The 23,379-nt window shown below is 39.8% G+C and carries 15 protein-coding genes and 1 pseudogene; 7 read left to right on the forward strand and 9 right to left on the reverse strand.

The window, feature by feature from the left end; translation table 11 throughout:
• Positions 1-229: pseudogene (locus tag HMPREF9447_RS28955) on the forward strand (IS30 family transposase); the annotation flags it as partial.
• Positions 230-482: 253 nt separating this feature from the next.
• Here HMPREF9447_RS28955 and HMPREF9447_RS24645 read toward each other — a convergent pair.
• The 8 genes from HMPREF9447_RS24645 to HMPREF9447_RS24680 are packed head-to-tail and all read right to left on the reverse strand — an operon-like array spanning position 483 to position 3,828.
• On the reverse strand, positions 483-791 hold the full coding sequence (locus HMPREF9447_RS24645) for a hypothetical protein (protein ID WP_004304290.1): 309 nt from the start codon (positions 789-791) through the stop codon (positions 483-485).
• Positions 792-844: 53 nt separating this feature from the next.
• Positions 845-1,090, reverse strand: coding sequence for a DUF6956 domain-containing protein (locus HMPREF9447_RS24650; protein ID WP_004291529.1), 246 nt, complete (start codon positions 1,088-1,090; stop codon positions 845-847).
• Positions 1,087-1,320, reverse strand: coding sequence for a DUF3873 domain-containing protein (locus tag HMPREF9447_RS24655; RefSeq protein WP_004304291.1), 234 nt, complete (start codon positions 1,318-1,320; stop codon positions 1,087-1,089). Before HMPREF9447_RS24655 ends, HMPREF9447_RS24650 begins: the two co-directional genes overlap by 4 nt.
• A 19-nt stretch (positions 1,321-1,339) precedes the next feature.
• Positions 1,340-1,597, reverse strand: a complete 258-nt coding sequence (locus HMPREF9447_RS24660) for a hypothetical protein (RefSeq protein WP_004291531.1) — start codon at positions 1,595-1,597, stop codon at positions 1,340-1,342.
• A 24-nt stretch (positions 1,598-1,621) separates the two neighbouring features.
• Positions 1,622-2,953, reverse strand: a complete 1,332-nt coding sequence (locus tag HMPREF9447_RS24665) for a PcfJ domain-containing protein (protein ID WP_004291532.1) — start codon at positions 2,951-2,953, stop codon at positions 1,622-1,624.
• Positions 2,950-3,366 carry a PcfK-like family protein gene (locus HMPREF9447_RS24670; protein WP_004291533.1) on the reverse strand — a complete coding sequence of 139 codons (417 nt, stop codon included), beginning with the start codon at positions 3,364-3,366 and terminating at the stop codon, positions 2,950-2,952. Before HMPREF9447_RS24670 ends, HMPREF9447_RS24665 begins: the two co-directional genes overlap by 4 nt.
• 13 nt (positions 3,367-3,379) lie before the next feature.
• A complete protein-coding gene (locus tag HMPREF9447_RS24675; RefSeq protein WP_004291534.1) occupies positions 3,380-3,601 on the reverse strand; it encodes a hypothetical protein in 222 nt (73 codons plus the stop codon).
• Positions 3,602-3,612: 11 nt separating this feature from the next.
• A complete protein-coding gene (locus tag HMPREF9447_RS24680; protein WP_004291535.1) occupies positions 3,613-3,828 on the reverse strand; it encodes a hypothetical protein in 216 nt (71 codons plus the stop codon).
• Between the two features lie 347 nt (positions 3,829-4,175).
• Between HMPREF9447_RS24680 and HMPREF9447_RS29515 the strand changes: the two genes are divergently transcribed.
• The 4 genes from HMPREF9447_RS29515 to HMPREF9447_RS24700 all read left to right on the forward strand — a co-directional run bounded on the left by HMPREF9447_RS29515 (position 4,176) and on the right by HMPREF9447_RS24700 (position 12,622).
• The gene (locus HMPREF9447_RS29515; protein ID WP_171031146.1) at positions 4,176-4,388 is read left to right on the forward strand and encodes a hypothetical protein; all 213 of its coding nucleotides are present in this window, start codon (positions 4,176-4,178) and stop codon (positions 4,386-4,388) included.
• 1,029 nt (positions 4,389-5,417) lie between these two features.
• The gene (locus HMPREF9447_RS24690; protein WP_009132392.1) at positions 5,418-8,492 is read left to right on the forward strand and encodes a SusC/RagA family TonB-linked outer membrane protein; all 3,075 of its coding nucleotides are present in this window, start codon (positions 5,418-5,420) and stop codon (positions 8,490-8,492) included.
• Between the two features lie 20 nt (positions 8,493-8,512).
• Positions 8,513-10,237: a RagB/SusD family nutrient uptake outer membrane protein gene (locus HMPREF9447_RS24695; protein WP_009132393.1), complete on the forward strand. Its 1,725-nt coding sequence runs from the start codon at positions 8,513-8,515 to the stop codon at positions 10,235-10,237.
• Between the two features lie 309 nt (positions 10,238-10,546).
• A complete protein-coding gene (locus tag HMPREF9447_RS24700) occupies positions 10,547-12,622 on the forward strand; it encodes a polysaccharide lyase family 8 super-sandwich domain-containing protein (protein WP_009132394.1) in 2,076 nt (691 codons plus the stop codon).
• A 53-nt stretch (positions 12,623-12,675) separates the two neighbouring features.
• On the opposite strand, the gene HMPREF9447_RS24705 is transcribed toward HMPREF9447_RS24700, so the two are convergent.
• The gene (locus HMPREF9447_RS24705; RefSeq protein ID WP_009132395.1) at positions 12,676-16,731 is read right to left on the reverse strand and encodes a hybrid sensor histidine kinase/response regulator transcription factor; all 4,056 of its coding nucleotides are present in this window, start codon (positions 16,729-16,731) and stop codon (positions 12,676-12,678) included.
• Between the two features lie 241 nt (positions 16,732-16,972).
• Here HMPREF9447_RS24705 and HMPREF9447_RS24710 point away from each other — a divergent pair, with 241 nt between their 5' ends.
• Both HMPREF9447_RS24710 and HMPREF9447_RS24715 read left to right on the forward strand, forming a co-directional pair.
• Complete coding sequence (locus HMPREF9447_RS24710; protein WP_009132396.1) at positions 16,973-19,648, forward strand: glycoside hydrolase family 78 protein; 2,676 nt, start codon at positions 16,973-16,975, stop codon at positions 19,646-19,648.
• A 564-nt stretch (positions 19,649-20,212) separates the two neighbouring features.
• The gene (locus HMPREF9447_RS24715; RefSeq protein ID WP_007661788.1) at positions 20,213-23,374 is read left to right on the forward strand and encodes a SusC/RagA family TonB-linked outer membrane protein; all 3,162 of its coding nucleotides are present in this window, start codon (positions 20,213-20,215) and stop codon (positions 23,372-23,374) included.
• Positions 23,375-23,379: the final 5 nt, after the last annotated feature.

Consider the following 23,379-nt stretch of genomic DNA (forward strand, 5'->3'; position numbering starts at 1 on the left):
CGCTAAGCCCTACCACAGCTGGGAAAGAGGAGCAAATGAAAATTTGAATGGATTGATAAGACAATATTTCCCAAAAAAGTCTAATTTTACAAACATCACTCAGAAGCAAATTGACAGAGTAATAAGTATTTTAAATAACAGACCACGAAAAAGATTTGGATTTAAAACGCCCAATGAAGTTTTCGCTCAAAAATTAAACGAAAACATAGGTGTTGCATTTATAACTTGAATCCACCACAACAAAAATGATTGAACGTATCAAATCGTTGGGGGAAATGGAGACGAAGCAGAAATGTGTAGTTCAACGGTTCGAGATTATCATTCCCCTCCACCAAAAAATAACGACCCAATATATAGCCTCCGCAAGTTTTACTTGCGGATTTTTTAGTTATCGCAGATTGGACAAAGGTTTCTTTGCTACTTTCTTTGTCCGCCATCATGCTCACTGAAAGAAAGTAGGGCGGCTCTCGCCGCCCCGCCACTCAAAAGCGTGTGTAAAGTCCCGTCACCATCGTGAACATTTCCTCCAGCATATCAAAATAGATACCCTCGTGTACGGCAATGTCCTTTGTCTTGCACTCAAAGGTCTTTTTGCTGAACGTCCTGCGGTAGAAGCGCATATTGTAGAGGTCTGCCCCTTCGTCATAGATGATGTCAAGGCGGTTGGCACTTGTTTTGTTCCTTGCAAGGCTCATCCGTAAGCCGTTGCCCATATCTATGAAATCACGGCTACCTGTCATGGCGGTGAAGCGTTTTCCGCCTATCTGCTGTAATATCGTCTTGGCTATCATATCTTTTGTTTTTAGGGTTTTAAGTATTGGCGGTGCGGACACCGCCATCCCGTTCAAAATTCTCGCATTTCGGAAATGGGGGTCTGCCGTTGTAGCCACTCTTTCACACATTCCATATTGTACTCGCTCGTGATGACTGCCGTATGGCTGTCGGTGGCGGTGAAACGTGTGCTTTCGTAATCATCTATCCACCCCTTGAGGGTGTCCGTTCCCCACGCTCCGGTATCGTCAAAGATACCGTCCAATGCCGTGATAGGTTCGCTGAACTTGACTATCAGCGTTTGATAGGTCGTGTTCATAGTCTGTCCTCCTTTCCCTTCTTTGCGTTCAGCCACTTGTCCCGTGCGGCTCGGCACTCGTCCAACGTGGGTTTGACACAAGAGAACAATTCTCTGTCTATGGGGTGGCGGTAGTCGTACTGCACAAGTGTCCGCCTGCGTCTTCCGATACCCGATTGGAAACGCTCGTATTTCTCCGTACCTGCTTCCGCGCAGGTGCTTACTCCGTTGATGGTCATTCGTGTTGTCATAATGTTGCTTTTTAGATGGTTAAAAATGTACTGACAGAACTCTGTTCTTCATCACCATTTCGGGGTTGCTTGTGTAGCGTTGGTGCAGGTAGAAATGGTGTGAGCCGAAGCCGTAAAGGAAAAACTTGTCAAGTTCGTGCTTCTCGGCAAACTCCTTTACGCTCTTTCTCAATTCCCCCTCACTCGTTGTGAGAGTGAGGAGGTTCACAAATTCAAGGAACATCGTGGGGATTGCATCATCCCACACACAAATCATACTTTCAATTCTTACTTCCATATCAATGTTGTTTTAGGGGTTATGCTATGCCGCTTTCATCCGCTCACGGATAAGGTTGGCGTTCTTGTTCACAAGGTCTATGATGCGCTCGTGATATTCGGTGTCCTGGTTGTGCTTGCCGTGGCACTGCACCACTTCGAGGGTTCGCAAGTCCACCTCTACGGTTTCAATAATCTCATCGCCAATCCTTGCCGATAGTATGAGGGTGTCGGCTTTCTTGTAGTATCCACTGCCAAACACGCAGATGCCCTGCGTCTTGCCCTCGTTGTAATACTCGTCTATGCTTTCAAGCACCTTGACGATTATTTCCTCGTCCGTGATTACCAAGCCGAAGAATTTGGATTTGTTGGCGATGAAATCCTCCGCATCTTTCTTTCGTTGGAGTTGTCGCTGTTGCTCACGCTCACGCCTTTCAATCTCCCAACGGCGTTGCTCTGCGGCTCTTTCCTTCTCGTGTATGGCTTCAATTTTTCGGGTTGCGTTGTCGTGTGCCGCCATGAAATCTTCGGGACAGATGTTCTTCGGGTTACGGAGGTCTTGACCGAGTTTTTTGAGCATACGCAGATAGTCGCACCACATTGAGAGGTTGTCTATCTGATACTTGTGACGCTTGGCAATCAGATATGATGCCCAACATTCATCGGCAGTACGGGTATTGAAAAGAAAGTGTTTCATGACCTCAATCTCACCGCCTTTCATAAGGGTTTCAATTCTTGGGTCTGAAAGCAAGGCTTTGAAAAGACGCACGGGGGAGATGCCGTGGAAATCGCCCTTGAAGCCGTTACGTCTGAGTTGGGGCAATATCCTCATCTTTGGATATGCACAGCTTCTTGCCACCACATCATCGTATAGGCTGTTGTGCGGTCTTACCTCCATATCGCTGCCTAATGCCCACACATCGCAATAGCAGAAAAGGAAGCCACGGAGCAACGCCATGTCCGTAACCTTGCCGTCGGGTGAAATCCAACGCTGCACGACCTCGTGGCAGTAGAAACGCATCGGTTCGCCTTTCCTGCTCTCGCATCTGACCTGCGCCACGCGGATTACCTGATACCCTTTGCAGGTGGTTATCACGCTGAAATTCTGCGTTTCCTTGTAGATGCGTCTGCGTGTGTCCTGCACTTTGAGTTCGGCATGGCATTTGGGGCAGGTGCAGCCTTCAAGGGTGTCGCATAGTCCGCTGTCGCTGTGCCACTCGTGACCGCAGTCGGAACAGGTGATGTTCCCTTTCTTGGTGCGGTAGCCGATATGCTCAACGCAGTGGCGGTATGCCCAATCTATTTGTGTCGCTGATATGGGGCGAAGGTTGGCGGAAAGTCTTGCCACCTCTTTCTGTATCTTGGTCTTCGGTTTCATAAGCCTAAATCAAATAATGAGGGTTGGGGTTGGTTTTCTTTTCTCGCTGACGGTCTGTGGCGGTTCTGCAACTTGCGGAGTTCCTCCTCTTGGTATTTGCGGACAGCGTTCTGACGTGCCTCCGCCTTTTCCTCTGCCGTGAGTTTCACAACGTGGTTCACAACCACTTGGCAGTCCATCGGTTTGCCCACCTCTATCTCGTTTTCCTCATAGTAGTGGATGGCTTGCCCGAATATTTCTCCGTCCGTGAAACCGTTGCAACCGCTTTTCTGCACATAGTTCAGAATGTGGGTCACGCACTCGTCCATGTTCTTGGCAGGGTTGCGGTACTTCTTTGCAAATAGCGCATCTTCCTCCGCACGCTGTTCCAAGTACATATATATCGTTCTCTTGAAATGGTCTGTTCCTTTCATATCGCTGTCATTTTTAGATTATCTGTTTCAGTATCTCTCTCCAATAGGTCGGCTCTACCTCGCTGAGAAGGAAGTCCATGAAATCCCTCCGTGCGTCCTTGTTCAGTTCGTGGTACAATCTTCGGAAAGTTTCAAAATTGCCGTTGATGTACGTTTCCACCATATACACGAAGATGTTGTCCACCTCGTAATATCTGCACTGCTGCGCTGCCGTCTTGCTGTTTCTTTTTGCCATGTCGGTAAGGGTTAAAGGGTGAATAACCAAAGGATGAAGCCAAAGAAGGCAATGGTGGAAAGGATAGCCACGATTACACCTATCGCCACTCGGAACACTCCGTTTACAATCTCTCTGATGATGCCCCAAAGGATGCCGAACACCCCGAAGGCGGTGCGCATCATCAAGCCGCATATCGCCAACCCGATGTGTTGCGCCATTTGTCTGAAATTTGCCGTTGCCGTCATATCTTCGCTGTTTTTGATTTTTTTGTTTTTAATGCGGATTCAAGAGCTGAGGGAGTTGAGTTTCAAACTATCTTATCTGCCTCTCGTTTATCCGACATTTTTTTTATGCGTCTTTCTGTCGCATCGGTCGTTTTCGTTTCGGGTGCTTGAAAAGGTAGGGATTAGGGAATGCAAGGTTTTTCGGTCAAAATACTACCCGCAGGGCTGGAGATTTTTACCGAAAACAGGAGGCTTGACCTTGCTTTCCCGTCCAATCCCGGAATTACCTTTGCGCCCAGAACGAAAATGACTGACTGATGCGGCTTACTGAAAGGCGCAAAATGGAGGTAAACGAAAACAGAGGCAGATTGTGTAGAAAAAAACTTCAGGGGAAAATCCGTAAAAAAAAGAATCACCAAAAGGAAAAAGACATCACCGGAAGCGTGAAAAGGGCAAACCACAACAAAGGAAGTATGATTGTTTCCGATCCGACGGAACTTGTTCAGCCGGGTGGCAACAATCATTCTTCCCGGTTTGTCCGGCTGTGTGTGGGCGCCTGTTTCATTCATGGGGCAGGCTGACACACTCTGCATTCACTTTCCGCTTCCGGCAAAAGAGACAGCGAAAAAAGAAAAATCATTTGAAAACCCGTAAAAGCACCTCTTGGCATAGGCGCAAAAGAAAGGGGCATTGCTTCATCTGTCTAAACATCGTTTAGGCGTGAGGCAATGCCCTTTTCTCCAGCTATGCGGTAGTCGGCACACGTTTGTTCCAAACTCGTTTTGGGCAATGGTGTGCCGACGGACAATACCGCTTTTACGGAAAATTCTTATGAATGAGGGGATAAAAAACGGGAGTTTATATCAAAATCTCGAATTAAATAGCTACTTTTGCATACGAAGAGTTCTTTGAAGGTTACGCAACGCGCAGAAGGATAATGCAGTAGATAACTAACTAAATCGTAACCTATTACTATCAAGAGCAATTAACCTACGCTCATTTCCAATAAATTACACTCTTTTCGTAACTTCGTATAAAACAAAATAGTAACAACAAAGAAACTTGAATACAATATTTCATTAGTAGTCTTCTTGGCATTAATAACTTTAACTGGTGAACAAAGATAATGCTCTGATTGAGCTTTTCAAAATTCTATCTGGCTGATTTTTTGTTTTGCCAGGTTAAGTTTTAATTAAAACTTAGTTTTTTTTGTTTGGGGATAACCCTTGCTAACAGGTAGTTGTATTCAATTTCGCCATAAATGTATTCTATTTGTGTATTGCGGATATAAGCATGATATTGGCGAGATATTGTATATATGAATATTGTTTATACGCTAATTTTGCATGTAGAAACAACATTAAATGTTTTCAATAGTGTATTAGTTTTTTTGTGGGTATTGAGAAGAGATACTATAATTATTAATATCTAAAAATAGCGATGAATATGGAAAAACACTCTTTAATTTCTTTTAGTACTACTAAAAAGATGTCATTAGAATACTTTTTGATAATTTGAATTTTTGGTGAATTGCTCATGCTGATACTTTAAAGGTATTTGTCTTTTTAATAAATGCCTTTTGAAATAGAACCAATTTAAAATATATTAATATGAAAAACATTTTTATGCTTACAAACAAAAGTGAACGAAAGATGGGAGGAAGGCGACTTTCTGCAATGCTGCTATTATTGTGTTTATCTCTGTTTACTGTTTATGGTCAGGGAAAGATAAATATTATGGGATTAGTCACTGATGAGAAAAATGAGCCGTTAATAGGAGTCAGTGTAGTGGAAGTTGGTACCTCTAATGGTACAGTAACGGATATAGATGGAAAGTTTAATTTGAGTGTTTCATCAAATTCAATTTTGAAATTTAGCTATATCGGCTACAATGTCCTTGAGAAAAAGGTTGGCACACAAACAGTGATGAATGTTGTTTTAACTGAGGCTGCTTCAGAATTAGATGAGGTTGTAGTAGTAGGTTATGGAACTGTAAAAAAACGTGATTTAACTGGTTCTGTCACCTCTGTTGATTCTGAAAAACTGTTGCAGAGTCCGGCATTATCTGCTGCAGAGGCTATGCAAGGTAAAGTTCCGGGGGTATTGATACAGAATACAAGTTGGACTCCAGGATCTACTCCTTCTATTCTTATTCGTGGTACACGTTCTATCAAAGCGGGCAATGACCCGTTGTATGTGGTCGATGGTATTCCTATTTCAACAGCTCCTAATTTGTTTGCACCTGGTGATATAGAATCAATAGAGGTCCTCAAGGATGCTTCAGCTACAGCGATTTATGGTTCCAGAGGTGCTAATGGAGTTATCATTATCTCAACAAAGAAAGGTAAGAAAGGAAAAGTACAGGTTGACTATAATGGCTATTACGGAATTCAGACCATTCAAAACAAACTGGAATTAATGGATGGAGCAGAATATGCGGAGTATGTGCGTGAAGCTTATAGAGCTGCCGGCCAATATGATTCCGCAATACCTAATATGGAACTGGATAAAACATTACCCTCGTTTACTGGTGATGATTATACTTGGCAGTCCGTTGCAATGGCTTATGATGAAAATGGTAATTATGATCCCAGTAAAGTACGTTCCGGGGCTTTGTGGTGGAACGAAGTAGAACGTACAGGTATAGTGACTGACCACCAGCTCGGCATTAGAGGTGGAGGTGATAAAATGCAGTTTGCTTTTAATACTACATATTTCAGGAATGAAGGTATTTATAAGAATCAAGATTACTCACGCTATACAGTCAAGTTGAGTGTTGATGCAGAGGTTACTAATTGGTTGAAGATAGGTGGACAGTCACATTTTAGTCATTCATTGCAGAATAGAGGTTCGAATTTCCAGGATTGTTGGCGTGTTAATCCGCTTGGACGACTGTATGATGATGACGGAGTTCCTACGTTGATGACTTCGGGTGGTGACTCTCAATGGTGGAATCCTCTTCAATATTTGGAGCCTAATGCTGTAGTAAATCCGTTGAAGATTAATCGTTTCTTAGGTAGTTATTATGGAGAAATCAAGCTTCCGTTAGATGGACTTAAGTATCGTGCAAATATTGGAATTGATTTCCATTCTCGTCAGGATTATTCTTTTTTATCTTCAAATGCAAGACAGGGTAATCCTAATCAGGCAAAGAACGCTACTCAGCAGACCTATGCTTATACGTTTGAAAATCTGTTATTCTATGATAAGCAGTTTGGAAAACACTCTATCGGAGTTACCTTATTGCAATCTATTCAGCGCAATAGAACTGAAAGTTTAAGTGCTACTGTTCAGGATTTACCTTCGGATGATCTGCTTTTTAATGATATTGCATCAGCATTGGATATAACAGGATATGACAGTAATAACCAAGTATGGAGCCTTGCTTCTTTCATGGGGCGCTTGAATTATAATTATAAAAGCAGATATTATGCTACATTCTCAATGCGCTATGATGGCTCTTCACGTTTAGCTGACGGACACAAATGGGTTTCTTTCCCTGCATTTTCATTGGCATGGAGAGTAAATGAGGAAAACTTCCTTAAGAATTTTGATAAACTTGATAATTTGAAATTGCGTTTTGGATATGGTGTAACTGCCAATACTTCTATTAATCCTTATCAAACAAAAGGATTGTTATCAAAGAAGTATTATAATTATGGAGAAAATATGGTTATTGGTTATACCTCCTCTAGTTTGCCGGATAAAACATTGACTTGGGAAACCACCGGGCAATGGAATATAGGTGTTGATTTCAGCTTTTTCCGTGGTCGTTTGAGTGGAACAGTTGATGCTTATCTGCAAAATACACATGATTTGTTGCTTGACCGTCAGTTACCTGCTGTCTCCGGCTATACGAGTGTACTTACTAATGTTGGTAAAACAAGAAATAAAGGTATTGAGGTTAGTTTGTCTACAGTAAATATACAAAATAAAAATTTTACATGGTCTACAGATTTTATGTATTCAACTAATAAGGAAGAAATTGTGGAATTGTATAATGGAAAAGTAGATGATATAGGCAATAGCTGGTTTATAGGCGAAGCACTTGGGGTATATTATGATTATAAGAAAATAGGAATTTGGCAGGATACTCCGGAAGATCTTGCAGAAATTGAAAAATATAATAAGAATGGTCATAAATTTGCTCCAGGAATGATTAAATTGCTGGATATCGATGGAGATCATAAAATTACTGCAGACAATGATCGTATGATCCTTGGACAACAACGGCCCAAACATATTTTTAATCTTAGCAATACATTTACTTATAAAGGCTTTGATCTGAATGTTGTTCTTTATGGAACTTTAGGCGGAATGTTGAAAAATGCAGTTCGTGTGAATCACCAGTCTTATCGTAATAATAGTGTGAAGTTTGATTATTGGACTCCGGATAATCCGACTAATGCTTATCCACGTCCTAACAGGTTGTATGATAATATAGAGTATGAGTCTTCATTGTATTATGAAAAATCTGATTTTCTACGTGTTAAAACGATAACATTAGGGTATACATTACCTAAGGGTCTGGTTAATAAAGCAACCTTGTCTAATTGTCGTTTATACGTTACTGCACAAAATCCTCTTGTGTTTACGAATTATACAGGAGTCGATCCGGAGGGAGCGGCAACCTATGCTTCACCGAGCGTAAGCAGTTGGATATTTGGTGTTAATGTTTCTTTTTAAACTAATAAAATAAGAATAAAATGAAAACTATGAAATATAGAAAAAGCATCGGCATAATTCTTACGATGGTTTGCGGATTTACTTCCCTGATAAATACTAGTTGTGATGATTTTCTCGCAGAGAAAGAAGTTCCTCGCATAACAAGTGATTTTTATAAAACAGAACAAGGAATACTAGCCGCTATTGATGCGACATATGCTTATATGCGTTTTGGAGTTGGTGGAGAGTTTTCTAACGTTTTCACAGAATTAGGCACTGATTTAATAACAGGTGCGGAAGGGGCATTAAGTTATCCGTATAATTTATATAGTGCAACTTTGTCACCAACAGAGTCGAAATTGTATAGTTTATGGGAAAATCATTATAAAGCCATCGGAGTGACCAATCTTGTCTTAGATGCTCTGCCGGAGGCGAGTATATCAGAGACAGAGAAAGAGAGTTATGGTGCTGAGATGAATTTTTTTCGTGCATACTTTTATTTTGATTTAGTTCAACAATTTGGTAAAATACCTTTGGCTACTGAGGCAATACAAGAGCCTCAGACTGACTTCAAACGTTCCTCTGTTGCAGATGTTTATAAACTAATTGTCAGTGATTTAAGATACGCGGCAGAACATCTCCGTGAATCTGCTACCGGTACAGACCAAAGTAAGGCTACTAAATATGCTGCTGCTCATTTGCTATCTAAGGTTTACCTTACACGTGGTAGTGCAGTAACTGATCAACGTGGACAGTTGTCAACCGATATGGATAGTGCTTATTACTATGCTAAAAGGGTGATAGACAGTCCTAAATATACTTTATTGGATAACTATTCAGATTTGTGGGATATTAACAACATGGGAAATCGTGAGGTTATCTTTTCTATTCAGTTTACTCTTGATCCGATATATAATGGAGATGGAAACAAATCTCACTTATATTGGGGATCATGGTATGAAGATCAACCTGGTATGATGCGTGATATAGCTAATGGTCGTCCTTATCGTTTTCATCGTGCTACCAATAAGACGATGTTTGAGCTATTTGATCGTAAAAATGACTCCCGCTTCTATAAGAGTTTTAAATGGACCTATTACTGTAATAAAGCAACTTCTTCTTTAGCCATAGGGGATACTGCAATTTATTATAGTTTAAATGCTCCTAAAAACAGAACATATAAATATAAATATTTTCAGTGGAACAAGGCTGATCCAAGTAAGAATAACAGATATTATCCCATTTTGTTGAAATATGAAGATCCGTTAAGAGAAACGGCAAATGAACAAAAGGGAGTACGCGAATGGGTGCGTATGCGTCTTGGTGAGACTTATCTGATTGCTGCGGAAGCAGCAGGGCGTAAGGGAGATTACAACTTGGCTGCTGATTTGATTAATGTTATTCGTGAACGTGCTTCCTGGAAGTCCGGTGAGAAAAAGGTACCTCAATATTGGCTGGAAGAAGGTGGCGAGATGGAAAATACCGAGTCTACTTATGAAAATATAAAAGTGACAGCAGATGACTTGAGGGTAAACTTTGTAGATTTTATGTTGGATGAAAGAGGGCGTGAACTTTTGGGTGAATATACAAGATGGGAAGATTTGGTACGTTGTGAGAAATTGGTTGAATATGTAAAAAAATGGAATCCTGATGCGATGAAGAATATTCAAGAGTATCATAAATTGCGTCCCATTCCTCAAAAGCATATTGACCGGCTGAATCCTCGTGGTTCTGATGAGGAAGAACAGAATCCTGGATATTTCTAATTCTAACTAAGAATTTATGTAAGGAGTTAGCTTATTATTGGGCTAACTCCTTATTAAAGAGAATTTTATTTTTGAAGATTAAAAACCTAATATTTTAGGAGAGACCGTCTAAACCAGAATAAATAGTATACTGGTTCAGTTTAGGCTTCCTACATATGCACAATCAAATGTAACGTTAACTCTAAATAAAAAATGATAGAGAAGAATGGGAGACCGTAACAGGATAAGGTGGCATTGTCTTTACTTTGCTTGTGGAAGATTACGTGGAAAGTAGTGTTATAGATTTTTTACGGTGAAATAAGAATGATTATGAAAAGGTTACTACTGATATGTCTGGTGTTATGCTTTTGGGGAGAATACAGTTATGCTGTAGAGAAACAGAAGGATATAGAGATTTTATATAATAGATTGTTAGAAGAATATTTATCGGATTCGGTAGACGTTTCTCAAGCAGAAAAAGATTTGGCTGTTATGCAAACTGATGGTAGCTGGAAAGATATCGATTATAAGACAGTGACTTTCTATTTCGATGCAGACCGTCATCTCAAGAGATTAAAAAATATAGCATTGGCTTATAGCAAACCGGGAAATAAACTATTCCATGAGCCGGAATTGCGAAAGAAGATAATTCTTGGGTTAGATTATTTCCGGATAGCTAATCCCGATTCCGGGAATTGGTGGTACCGGGATATCGGGGCTCCTTCTCAATATATGGTTCCTCTTCTTTTGTTGAAGAAAGAACTGAAAAGAGAAGATGTGATGAGGCTTTCTTCTTATCTGGTTGATAAGACAGATAATGTGGCACATAAAGGCAAGAATAGGACATGGGTATCTGTGGTCTTGATACATAAGGGCTGTATAGAAGATGATTATGAGTTAATTGCCAAAGGATTTTCTTCTATTGCTTCTACTATATATGTAGAAGAAAAAGATGATGAAGGAATGAAAAGAGATAATAGTATCCATCAGCACCGTCCTCAACTTTATTCGGGTGGATATGGAATGTCACTGATGTCCGACTTGGCAGAGTATATTACTTTAGCTAATAAAACATCTTTCATGAAGTTTTTTACTTCGGATAAGATTAAGTTGGTATCAGATGTTTTTCTGAAAGGAACACAGATGTTCGGATACAGGGAGGCATATGATTTTGGGACGATTGGACGGGGAATATGTCGGCCGAATTGCTTGAGTAATATGTCCACGTACACATTAGATTTAATGAAAGAAGTTGATCCTATTCATGCAGAAGATTATGAAGCATGGAAAAAGCATATTAATGGTGCAGCTTTTCCGGTACCTGGAAATACACACTTCTGGAAATCGAACATTATGACTCATCATGGAGCTGATTATTACATGTCTGCCAAAGTCATATCCGTGCGCACAAATGGTACGGAAATGCTGAATGGGCAGAATTTAAAAGGTTATTATCTACCATTAGGAGCGACTAATATAATGACTACCGGTCATGAGTATGATGACGTCTTTGTAGCTTGGGATTGGACGCGGGTACCGGGAACAACGGCGGTTGCTAATCAGTCGACTGCCGAATTACGTTGGTATCTGTTCGGGTCGAATCAATTTGGCGGAGGCGTTAGCAACGCCCATAATGGAGTAATGGCTTATGAGCATGCCTATCAGGGTGTGGAAGCTCGGAAAGCTTACTTTTTTATGGGAGATGCTATGGTATGTATGGGAAGTGGTATTAAGGCAGCCCGTACGCAGGAAGTTCGTACTTCGGTAAATCAATGTCTGGCAAATGGTGAGGTTACGTATGGCTTGTCAGGGCATACATACCGGCTAATGGATAACTTGTCCGACAAAAAGATAGACTGGGCTTACCATGATAATGTAGGGTATATTTTCCCGCAAAATGGGAGTGTAACATTGAGAAAAGCCAAGCAAACGGGTACCTGGCGGGAACTTGAAGTAACGGCAAGTGAGCAACCTGTTACAAAAGAGGTTTTTAGTTTATGGATTTCGCATGGCACTACTCCACAGAATGAGGATTATTGCTACATAATAATGCCTGATAAACCTCTTTCTTATTTTACAGATAAGAAGTTTGAGAATGAAATCAAAATTATAGCCAATACGGAGCAGATACAAGCGATTGCCAATGAGAATAAGAGACAGTATGCTGTCGTCTTTTATGAACCGGGTGAAATACGGTTCTCAGATGATCTGGTAGTGGCAGTCAATAAAAAAGTTTTGTTATACATTGAGAAGAAAGACGGGCAATATGAAATAGCTGTAGCTGATCCTTTGTATAAAGAGGAGTCTGTTCAATTAAGCCTGAATGGAGAACAGATGGATATAACATTCCCTTCCGGTGACTATTCCGGTAGTTCGGTGATAAAGCATATAGCCCAAAAGCATTAATAAGTACGCAAAGGCACTACTTACGTAGTGATTGCTAAGAAATAAAGAACTCGTCAAATAAGAGAATCATCTTTTTGCTTATTGGCTTCCCTGTACTCCCTGGGAGTTTGATTATAGCGTTTGGCGAATTCTTTATAAAAATGCGATCGGTTGGTAGCCGCTATCCGGTACATGATTTCTTGTATATTTAATGTTGTTGTTAACAGCAATTTTGCAGCATATTTCATTTTTTGCTCTTTTATGAAGTCTTTGGGAGATGATTGGTTCAGTTTTTTGAACTTTCGGTATAAATTTCTGCCACTGGTTTGCATCGCCTCGGCTAATTCGTCGGGCCCGAACTCTGCATTATCCATATTTTCATTGATTATCTCTATAGCGGTTTGCAGGTATTCTTTATCCTCATTTTGTAATAACTGTCCTCCACTATAGTCAAATGCACTTGCAGAAGAGTTATAGTATTGCTTTAACTCTTCTTGTTTTTTTATAAGTTGTTTGATAATGGTTCTAAGATATTGTGTATTGAAAGGTTTGGGAATGTAAGCATCCGCTCCGGATTCTATACCTTCTATTTTCTCATCGGTTGTATTCTTGGCCGAAAGAATTACCAATGGAATGTGTGCAGTATGCTTATTGTTTTTCAGTTGTTTAGTCAGGGTGATTCCATCGATTTTAGGCATCATGATATCTGTGATAATCAGATTCGGAGTTTCTTGTTTCAATAGTTCCAACCCTTCCTCTCCGTTTTCGGCAGTTAAGATTGCATATTCGTCTGATAATATATCTTTCAACATCCACAACAATTCTTTATTATCATCAATAATCAGTATTGTGTTTTCCGGTTGGTTAGTTTCTTCTTCGTTATTGACTGTTTCGGGCAGTGTTACCTCTGTTTTATAATTGGGCAGTTCAACTTTGGCAGTTTCATGTGGTTGTATATTTCCCACTTTTTCTGTGGCTTCAAGCGCAGGCAAAGTCACAATAAATTGGGCATATTGATTTACTTCACTTTCTACGTTAATGGTTCCATGTAGCAATTCTACCATACTCTGGCAAATGGCAAGCCCTAATCCGTTTCTGGATGATAAGCCTTTTATACTATTTTCTTTGATGTTGTCGAGTATACTGTACCGGTTAAATATTAACGGAAGGTTTTCTTTACTGATACCTTTCCCCGTATTATACACTTTAATGCTCAGTTTATCTTCTTCTTTTTTTATGGATATACGGATAGTCCCATTTTCCGGTGTGTATTTGAAAGCATTGGAAATAAGATTATTGAGGATTTTAGTAAAGCCGTTGTGGTCACTTCTCCAAATGATATCCGGAGTGATGTCTGTTTCCAACTGAATTCGATTCTGTTCGGCCAATTCATCAAATGATTCAATGATTCCGTTGCCCAATTCGCTGATATTCAATTCTTGTATGTGGCATATCTGGTTACCGGTTTCCATACGGCGGAAATCGATGACTTCTTGTATCAGGCTGTTAAGCCGCTCGGTATTTGATTTTATAATCTGGGCATATTTTTTTATAAAGTCATCACTATGTTCATAATTGAGTATCCTTTCGCATGGTCCGTAGATAAGTGTGAGCGGAGTACAGAATTCATGTGTAATATTGGTGAAGAAACGTAACTTCCCTTCATACATTTCTTCTTTATATTTTTCTTTCAGCCTTCTGTCGATAGAAGCTTTCCTCCGTTCGTACTTCCAACGAATATATCGGAAAAGGCCTAACCCTGCTCCTATAAGTAGTAGAACGTAGATTGTTTGAGCAGCAATGCTCCAGTACCAGGGAGGAAGGATGGTGATGTATATACTTTGAGTTAAGTTTTCATTACTACTGCTCCCATCATCATACTTCACTCGCAAGATGTAGTTACCGGGAGGAATATTGGTAAATTGCGCTTCATTGGAGCGCGTGTCCATCCATACATTGCTAAAATTTTCCAGTTTATAGGAGTACTTGCTATTTTCTCCATTGATGAAATCCATGGCAACAAAAGAAACAGCAAAGAAATTTTGATCGTGCTTCAATACAATTTCTCTTTTATTACCTTTGCTTTTTTCAAATTCGGATATGTTATAATCTTTATTGAATATCCTGAGCTTGGTAAAGAAAATATCCGGAATGAAATCTTTTCTCTTTTTTTCCCCATTTTCTATCCATACAATACCATCTACGCCTCCAAAGAAATATCGTTTTTTTGTATTGTCTTGAAAGTAAGCGTTATCACTAAACTCTATTACCTTTAATCCTGTTTTATGATTAAGGTTTCGGAATGTATTCTTATGTGAATCAAATAGAATGATACCAGTATTACTGCTTAACCATAAGTTACCTTGAGGATCTTCTGCGATACCATGTATTGTATTATTAGGTAATCCTTCATTTTCATTGAAGTTTTTATAATCGTATTCACCATTGGGTAATAAGGTCAATCTGGTGAGGCCGTAACTGCTGCCTACCCATATAATTTTATTTTTGTCTTGATGTATACAGAGAATGTCATTCATTGGAGCTATTCCGTTTTTATCGAATGAGATAAGCTGATAGGCTTCGGTCTGCGTATTCAGGCGAATGACTCCATTTCCCCGCATTCCAATCCAGAGAATAGAATCATTCTCCGGATAAATGGAATATATTTGATTGTACTGCTGTCTGTTGGGGACTCTGAAATAAATGGTACGTATATCTTTGGCTTTAATCGTATTTCCATGTGCTTCAATACTGATTCGGAGCAATCTGCTTCCAGAACCTACCCATAGCAATGAGTCGCAGGTCTCACTCATGGAATGTACACGTGCAATTCTAGAGTTGGTATTATTGATAAGCGAGTGTATTTTGTTGTCCCGATATGAATAATAGTTTAGTTCAGGACCGTCCGACCCAATCCATAATATAGGATGGCTCTTACTTTCAGTAAAAGCAAAGACTGCATTATTGGTTAATCCGTCTTTGACAGTGAAATGGGTTACATTAGCTGTCGAATATTCCTGGGCAACATCGTAATCTTTAATTCTGATGATGCCATTATCTTTAGTTCCCAACCACAGAGTGTTTTGTTGATCTGTATGAATGGCCCGGATGGGTCTTCTTTTATTTATGGGTAATTGATTTAATGACAGGTTGTTGAAAGCGTACTCATCTTTGGTCCATGCATATATGCCTTGCCCGTCTGTACCAATCCAGATAATGTCTTGTTGTTCATCTTTCCATAATGAAAATACCCCACAATTAATTTCTATTTTTTCTAATTCATATCCTTTAGCTGCATCGAGCCGAATAAGGCCGTTCGTTCTAAAGCCAATGAGGAGATCATCGTTATCGAAAATAATAGAGCCGATTTCCCCGCTCTCATTAATAAGCTTATTCAGATTTTTAACAAAATGAATGCCTTGGGCTGTTATATAATAAATGTCTCCGATAGAATCGACTATGATGATTTTCTCGTTATGGTAGAATGCATACTCTATGGGCTGAGCATGTTTAAAATCACTATGCCTTTTAATGTTGGGTTGATCAGAGCCTGTGTCAGATACAGTATATCTCTCCAGAATTCCTTGGTGATTGATCCAAATAGTATCTTGTGCATCAATCAGCATACCCAATACTGTATTATGTTCTATTCCTTTATGTACAGGAAGGTCGATAAATTTATTTTCAACTTTAGAATAGAAAGACAAGACATCCGGTTTGCTAAGAACATACAAATTATCGTGGCTGTCTTTAGCCATATAAGAGTTTTCTCCGAATTCATTGTAATACGCCTCTATGGTATTGCTTCGTTGCGATAGCTTGTTAAGTCCCCACTTGGTGCTGATCCACAGATAAATACTGTCTGTTTCTATAATATTTCTGATAACATTGCTTGATAAACTGTTTTGGTTATTGATATCGGGCTTATAAATATAGATATTCCGGCTGTCATACATATTAAGCCCGTCATATGTTCCGATCCATAAAAAACGTTCGTCGTCTTGAAACAGGCAAGTGACAGAACTGTTGGATAAACCGTCCCGATTACTGATCTGTCTCAGATTGTACGAACAAATGTTGCTTGTTAAACAAGAAAAAAAGAATAAAAGCAGCAATGTATGTTTTCTCATGGGGCTATTCATATTTATTTAAGTATTAGATGCAAACAAAGATATGTTTTTTTTCTGTGCTTCAATCTGAAAAATATGCTTTAAAATGGTATAATTATGTCTTAGGACGATAACCATACAAAAATGGCGAAGATGGGCACGTTCTTTGTCATGTCAGCGTATACTATTGGCACTTTTGTAGATATTACTATATTGATTATTGCCTATTTTTGTATCATTCACTAAAAAAGTAATCTATATTATGAAACGAATCTTATCAGTATTCTTTTTTATTTCATTATTTCATCTATCATTATTAGCCGGATCAATAGGGAAGCTTAATGTTCTTCGCTGTGAATATTTAGTTGCCCCGTTAGGAATAGATGTGCCTTCTCCGCGTTTGAGCTGGCAATTGCCAGTTGATGTTGATGTTCAGGAAGCCTATCAGGTTATTGTAGGAACAGATTCCGTTCGGGTTGCTCAGGGGATGGGTGATAGCTGGAACTCCGGTAAACAGACTATATCAAATGTTCTGACTGTTTATGCCGGACAAAAACTTCAACCTTATACACGATATTACTGGAAGGTGTGTGTCTGGGATAGTAATAAGATGTATACAAGTGACGTAACTTACTTTGAAACCGGAGTAATGGATGAACACAACTGGAAGGGTAACTGGATATCAGATACCCATAATATACATCTGAAGCCCGCTGCATATTTTAGAAAAGAATGGGATGCAAAACGTACTATTCGGGAAGCCCGTGCATACATTGCTGTTGCCGGATTATATGAACTTTATATTAATGGCTCACGGGTTGGAGATCATCGTCTGGACCCTGCATATACTCGCTTTGATAGACGTACTTTATATTTGACACATGATGTAACGCAACTATTGAAGCAAGGAAATAATGCCATTGGTGTACTGTTGGGAAATGGCTGGTACAATCACCAGTCTACTGCTGTGTGGAACTTCGATCAGGCGCCTTGGCGTGGCAGGCCTAAATTCTGTATGGATATCCGTGTGGTATATGACGACGGAAAGGTAGAATTTATTTCTACTGGTCAGGACTGGAAAACCTCTTTGAGTCCGGTTATTTTCAATAGTATTTATACGGCTGAACACTATGATGCACGGTTGGAACAACCTGATTGGAACACTCCGGGATTTGATGATAAGAAATGGAAAAATGCAAGTTGCACTTCCGCCCCGTCACCTCTGATTGTATCGCAGCAGATGCATCCTATCCGGGACGTGGAGATGCTCCGTCCGGCAAAGATGATTAAACTTTCCGATTCTATTTATTTATTTGACTTGGGCAGGAATATAGCAGGTGTCAGCCAATTGACAATCAAAGGAAAACCTGGTACGGAAGTTCGTTTGAAGCATTCTGAGAGAATCGGAGAAGATAATAGAGCAGATATGTCTAATATTGATTATCACTATCGCCCTACAGATGATTCAGATCCTTTTCAAACGGATATCTTTATTCTGAGTGGTACGGGAGAAGAAACATTTCGTGCCCGTTTTAATTATAAAGGTTTTCAGTATGTTGAAGTAACAAGTAGCGAGCCGGTTGAACTGACTGATAATAGCTTGAAAGCCTACTTTATGCACAGTGATGTTCCTGTTGCCGGCAGAATCTCATCATCTGATGAATTATTGAATAAAATATGGAAGGCGACGAATGCTGCATACCTGTCAAACTTGTTTGGCTATCCTACGGACTGCCCCCAGCGGGAGAAGAATGGGTGGACGGGAGATGCCCATATTGCTATCGAGACCGGACTTTATAATTATGATGGCATCACGGTTTATGAAAAGTGGATGGCCGACCACCAAGATGAACAAGCTCCTAACGGAGTGCTCCCTGCCATTATTCCTACTGCCGGATGGGGGTATCATTGGGGGAATGGTGTTGACTGGACAAGTACGGTGGCTATCATTCCCTGGAATATTTACCTGTTCTATGGAGACAAACATTTGCTTGAATCTATGTATGACAATATCAGAAGATATGTGGATTATCTGAATTATACATACCCTTCGGGCATCACAGACTGGGGATTAGGAGATTGGATTCCTATAAAGTCACATTCCTCCAAAGAGCTGACTTCATCCATCTATTATTATGTCGATACGGATATTCTGGCTAAAGCAGCCAGAATATTGAACAAACAACAAGATTATGAAAAGTATTCTGCTTTAGCGCAAAAAATAAAGAATAGCATCAATGCCCGCTTTTTGAATGAGGAAACAGGTATTTATTGTGGTGGAAGTCAGACAGAGTTAAGCGCACCACTCTATTGGGGAATAGTCCCTGAACATCTGAAAGAATTGGTGGTTTATAATTTAGCAGAGAAAGTGAGTAAAGACGGCAGTATGGATGTAGGCTTACTGGGTAGTAAAACTATTCTGAATGCTTTGAGTGTGAATGGATATGCAGATTTGGCTTATCAACTTGCTTCTAAAGAGACCTATCCGTCCTGGGGCTGGTGGATAAAGAATGGAGCAACTACTCTTTATGAGAATTGGCGTATTGATGGGAAAAAAGATATTTCATTAAACCACATCATGTTTGGAGAAATCAGTGCTTGGTATTATAAAGCATTGGGAGGACTTTACCCTGATTCTTCAATGCCCGGCTTCAAACATATTATATTAAGACCCAATTTTGTAGCAGGTTTGGATGCTTTTGAGGCAAGTCATATTTCCCCTTATGGAGAAATAGTTTCATCATGGAAAAAGAACAGGGGTAAGGTGCAATATACGATTACTATTCCTTCAAACAGCTCTGCTACCTTATATCTAAATGAAGCTTATAAAATAGAATGTAAAGAGATAAATGCCGCTACTTTATCTGCCATGCGCAAGAAGGGAGGTGGCATTGAACTGCTAACCGGTATTTATCATTTTGAAATTAAAACTAAATAATTGAGGGCACAGCTTTGGAGCTGTGCTTTTTTTTATCTTCTCCTCACTTACTCCCTACCTTCTCCCTATCTTCTCCTTACTTACTCCTTACCTTCTCCTTGTCTTATATAAGGAGAAGGTAGGTAGTAGATACAATTTTGATGCAGTTTAAACACGTCTGAAGTACCGATTTATTCCGCAATACATGCCCAGCTTCGCCCAAAATGTATGTTTTTTCAATATGTCCGTTTTTGTCATATTAATGGCAATGTTGGATGCGTTTATGTACCATTAACCGTCTAACTTTGCTGGTATAAACAACATCATTAGTATGTTTTCAATATGCATTGATTACGCATTAAGGTAAAAAAGATTTTTAGTAAAGTGAGGAGGTGAAGATTGCATGTACATGATTCACCCCTCCTTTCAAAGAGTAGAAAAACATTTGTTTAACCTTTAATATTTTTATAAGTATGGAAAAACACTCTCCTTGATTTTCTTAGAGTAAGAAGAATTCATTCTTTATTATACTCTGCTTTGGTAAGTTTCTTAATGAACTATTTCTAATATTAATAATACACAATTATGCGAAACAAACTCAATGTCCAAAAGAAAATGATTCTTAGGCATTACTGGCTGAAAGATATCATGCCACTTTCTAAGAAGTCCATTTTAATGGCGACACTTTTGTCGCTTGGCTTAGTTACAACTGCTGACGTTTATGCTGCTAAAGACAATCAGACACACATCGGTGAAGTTGTGGCAAGTACTCAAGGTGTTATGCAAACTGCTAAAAAACTAACAGGAAAAGTAGTGGATGCAAAAGGTGAGTCTATCATTGGTGCAACAATTAAAGTGAAAGGAACCACGCAGGGCGCTATCTCTGATATTGACGGTAACTTTAATTTGCCTGTTGATGTTTCTAATCCCACAATAGAAATCTCATTTGTTGGTTATCAAACCAAAACAATGAAGGCTACGGCTGGAGCACCTCTGGTTATTACTTTAGAGGAAGACACCCAATTACTTGATGAGGTGGTGGTGGTTGGTTACGGTACCCAGAAGCGTATGACAATGAGCTCGGCTGTTGCCACCGTACAGGGGGATAAGATTAAGGCTCCTGTTGCTAATGTGTCCAATCAGTTGGGAGGGCAGATACCGGGTATTATTACCCGTCAGACTTCCGGTGAGCCGGGAAAAGATGCAGCGACTGTGTTGTTGCGTGGTAATAAACCGCTGGTTCTGGTCGATGGTATCGAACGCCCGTGGGAAAAAGTAAACCAGGCTGATATTGAATCTATTTCTGTTCTGAAGGATGCTGCTGCGGTTGCTCCTTACGGTTTGAAAGGGGCCAATGGCGTAATTCTGATTAATACGAAACGAGGAAAAGAAGGTAAAGTAACCTTGACTTATGATGGTTCGGTTGGTTTTCAGACTCCGATGAATACTCCTGATTTCCTGAATGCTTATGATGCATTGACCTTATACAATGAAGCGTTGAGAATGGATGGACGTGACAAAGAAGTATATGGTGATGATCTGTTGCAGAAGTATAAGGATGGTACTGACGACCGTTACAAAAATACAGACTGGATGGATGAGTACATGAAGACTACCACTACTACTCGTCACAATGTCTCTCTGAGTGGTGGTAATAAGTTTATCAATGCGTTCGCCTCTTTCGGATATATGTATCAGGGCAGTATGATGGGTAAAGATACCGGATATGACAGATTTAATCTCCGTTCTAATGTCGATTTCCATCCGATAGACATTACTAAAGTGAGTGTTGATATCAATTTGGCTTACGATACTAAAAAGAGCCATTATTATGATGGTAAAAAGATGATGGAAGACCTGTATCGTTTGTGTGCTCCGACAGTTCCCAATATGGTTGGCGGAAAACCAGCCATGCAGGGTGGTGGTTCCAGTATGTATATGGGAGTACATGATGGAGCTGATAAGACATACAATAATAACTTCCAGAATATAACAGTTTCTTTAGATCAGCAACTGCCATTTCTGAAAGGTTTGTCTGCAAAAGCTTTATTCAGTTACGACCGTCAGATTTATGATGCAAAAGAATGGCAATATCCTTTCACAGCTTATGCCTATAATGATGCTGGTGAAATTGAAGAACAACAAGGTGGTGAAGCGAAACCGTCTCTTAACATCACAAATAAGCAATGGACTTATTATACTATTCAGGCTCATTTGAATTATGAAAGAAGATTTGGTAAGCATGAGGTTGGTGTATTAGGTGTATTTGAAAGGAGATGGGGTAATACGGTAGAAACCAAAGCCGGTAGAAAGAACTATGATTTTATGATTCCGGAATTGAATATGGGTAGTCCGGTTGCGGAATTTATCAGCAACTCCGGTACCACCACCCGCTTTGGTCAACAGGGATATGTTATGCGTCTGAACTATAACTATGCCCAGAAGTATATGCTTGAATTGGCAGGACGTTATGACCAGACTTACCAATATGCTCCTGACCGTAGAAGTGCATTCTTTCCTTCCGTATCTTTGGGTTGGAGACTTTCTGAGGAATCATTTATAAAAGATAATTTCTCATTTATCAATAACTTAAAGTTGAGAGCTTCTTATGGTAAATCTGGTAATCCTGTCGGTGATGCATTTTCTTATCTTTCACAATATAAAATTGAAAATGGTGCAGTGTTCGGCAAAAACCCTACCCAATTGCAGAGTTTGGTGGAGGGGGCTGAACCTAATATTTTCCTGACTTGGGAAACAGTCTGGAAAGCTAATATAGGTTTAGACATAAATTTTTGGAATGATTTGTTGATTGCTGAGTTTGATGTATACCGGGATAAGCGCACGGATAAAATTTTGAGTCCGAATGCGATCGTATCTTCTGAATATGGCATTGGCCTGGCTAAAGAAAATGCTGGTGAAGATGAAAGGTATGGTTTTGATGCAGCATTGAGTAGCCATTATACTTTCAATTGTGGATTAAAGATGTCTAATTCGGTTTCTTTCGGGTTTACTCGTGATAAGCAGATTGAGATTCGTGAAGCTCCCGGAACCAAGAATAATCCAAGAAAGCGTAAGACCGGGCAACCGAGTGGACGCACATGGGGATATAAAGCTGCCGGATTATTTAAGGATCAGGCAGATATTGATAACTGGGCTTATCAGAAGGGCGTATTGCCTGGTGATATCAAGTATGTGGATATCAATGGTGATGGCAAGATTGATAGTGAAGACCAGGTTATTATTGGTTTCAACGAAACTCCTGAAGTGATGTGGGGGTATAACCTTCGTTTGGAATATAAGAACTTCGATTTCAGTATGTTCATTCAGGGAGCTGGTGGTTCTGACTATTATTTGGGTAGCAATGGAGACCGTAATGTTCGTTATCCATTCAAGGATGCCATTCATCCGCGCCGTGAACACTTGGATTCATGGACAGAAGCTAATCCGAATCCAAATGCAAAATATCCGCGTTTGTCTGCCTCTATCCGTAACCAGAACTATGAAACATCCTCTTACTGGATGGTAAATACTGCTTATGTGAAACTAAAATCATTGCAGATTGGCTATACTTTTAAACCGCAATTACTGAAGAAAGCCAAGATGCAGAGTTTACGTTTATATGCTGATTTCTATAATTTGTGGACCATTTATAGCAAAATGCCTGACGACTTTGACGTTGAAAACCAAGCTTTCAACTCATATCCACAACAGATTATCAGCTCTTTTGGTGTAAGTGTAACCTTTTAATGCAT

Origin of the sequence: Bacteroides oleiciplenus YIT 12058 (assembly GCF_000315485.1) — a bacterium.
GTDB lineage: Bacteria > Bacteroidota > Bacteroidia > Bacteroidales > Bacteroidaceae > Bacteroides > Bacteroides oleiciplenus.